The following is a 1,623-nucleotide window of genomic DNA, read 5'->3' as shown; positions in this document are numbered from 1 at the left end:
GCTGGCGCCAATCGGCTACAGGCCTCCCGCCGAAGCCGAACGCGCCTTCTATGCAGATCAGAGCAGACTTGATATCGCAGCCTGATTACTGAACAAATCCCTCTCCGGTAAACCCGGGGCAGTTCACCGCTGTCTCAAAGTTCCTGACCTCATAATGGCTACTCGGCGGCGATGGCCTCCACGCCTTCGCCCGCTCCCCGCATTTCGGCAGGGGTATCATCTGGCCGCCCTATCGTGCGCAACGCCTCGGGCAGCCAGCCCGCACCGTCCAGCAGCTGCTCGGCCTCACGGGCCATGTCGGGCTTCTTCAGGTGGGCGATGCGGTCAGCCGCTTCGTCGCCACGTGCTTCCCGCACTGCCTGGAGAATACGGGCCTTGGTCACCCGGCCGAGATAGTTCTCGACGGTCGGCTGCCAGCCAGCCTCGACCAGATCGAGGCTGAGGACTGACGCCAGTCGATCAGCCCGCTTGAGGCGCTCGGTCACGGTGCGCTGGGACACCGCGCCGTAGGCAGGCATGCGCTCGTAAAGCGCATTGATGCCGAAGGACAGGTAGTGGGCCAGCAACGCCATGCGGCTGGGATCGTCCAGCCCGTCGATCCAGCGCCACAGTGCATCCTCGTCATCAGGTAAATCGTACTTCCAGCCGTCATTGCGCTGGCGCAGCGCATGGGCTGGAAGGCTGCCGGGCATGTCGGGCGAATGGACCGGCAGAGAGATCTCGCGGACATAGGCTTCTAGGCAGTCGGCCCTCGGTGTCTGCCAGTAAACATCACGCACCAAGGTGTGCAGCATTTCGGTCAGCGCGATGTGCGGGTTGCTGGCAAACGCGTCCCGCAGGGCCAGCGTGCGCCAGGCCGTCAGTTCGGTGAGAAGCCGGTCAGGCAGTGGCTTGATCCCGTCTTCTTCCTCGGGCTCGACGTCGGGAGCGATGTTGTCGCCCTCCCCCTCGTGGTAACCATGGCCTGTGCTATCGTGGTCCCGCCCATCATACCCAGCATGATCGTATCCATCGGCATCATCGGCATCATCGGTCTCTTCGGGCTCGGCCGGCATATCCTCGGGCAGCACGAAGCCCCGCTCCACCTGGAATGTGCCATCACTGTCGAAGCTGACGAAGGCCCCCGCCCGCGCCATGTCAGCGGAATCGAACGTCAGGGGCCGTTCTTCCAGGGCAACGATCGCCTGTTCAATCTCGCCCAGCCGTGCATCCACCTCGTCCGGATATTCATCGGCCTGGGCGTATTCGGCCGCGATAGTTTCCTGCTCGGTATGCAGGGCCTCAAGCCGAGCCGTCTCTTCATCGGACAGAGGCACTTCCGTGCCGTCGATCTCCGCGAACTGCCGTGTATGGCCCCATGGGAATGACAGGGCGGTTTCGACCCACTTCCAGCCCTCGGCGCGGACCTGTTCAGCCGCCTCCTGCAGCTTTTCCATGACCAGCCGATCCAGAATGGCCGGATCCTGCAGCCAGCCGCCGTCATCGGCCTCGAACAGTGTATTTCGGCCTGGAGCAGTTCTCCTATGACCTGCTGGGGCAGATACTGTCGTTTGACCGCATGGGTCACCAGTTCATCATAGGCGGCTTTCATACCGTAGAGTTTCAGTTCCGCCATCGCCTGGA

The 1,623-nt window shown here is 62.9% G+C and carries 2 pseudogenes; both read right to left on the bottom strand.

The annotated features are described in order from the left end of the window. Positions 1–158 precede the first annotated feature (158 nt). A pseudogene (locus tag OQZ28_RS17445) lies at positions 159–1,496 on the bottom strand (chromosome partitioning protein ParB); the annotation flags it as partial. A 2-nt stretch (positions 1,497–1,498) separates the two neighbouring features. Then, a pseudogene (locus OQZ28_RS17440) lies at positions 1,499–1,615 on the bottom strand (ATPase); the annotation flags it as partial. Positions 1,616–1,623 lie beyond the last annotated feature (8 nt).

The sequence above is a fragment of the Komagataeibacter sp. NFXK3 genome (assembly GCF_054182245.1).
This window is presented reverse-complemented; position numbering and strand designations above follow the sequence as displayed.